At 37.5% G+C, this 280-nt stretch carries 1 other annotated feature.

What is annotated here, in order from left to right:
- Window positions 1-12 precede the first annotated feature (12 nt).
- Window positions 13-237, bottom strand: a binding site (T-box leader).
- Window positions 238-280: the final 43 nt, after the last annotated feature.

Genomic DNA, 280 nt, shown 5'->3' with positions numbered 1-280 from the left:
CTGAAATTAATCAGTAGGGACGATTTTATTCGCGGTACCACCCTAATTATTGACAAACTTTATATGTCAATCTCTTCATTCTCTATAACGGCTCTTCACCGTCTCCCCCTTACAATTCGCTCGAAGAAGATGCTCCTGGATTGTAATTCATGCTGTTCTTTGTACTGACTTGCACCAACCGTCAGCTCTCTTTAACAGGGAGAACATACACTACTTTATTCCATTCATCGCTTATCTATTATTTAGTTGTTATGAAAATACAAAAAATCCCTACTGAAAT

Origin of the sequence: Bacillus sp. CGMCC 1.60114, assembly GCF_042676365.1 — a bacterium.
Taxonomy (GTDB): domain Bacteria; phylum Bacillota; class Bacilli; order Bacillales; family Bacillaceae_G; genus Bacillus_A; species Bacillus_A rhizoplanae_A.
The sequence above is the reverse complement of the archived record's forward strand: the minus strand, read 5'-3'. Positions and strand labels throughout refer to the sequence as shown.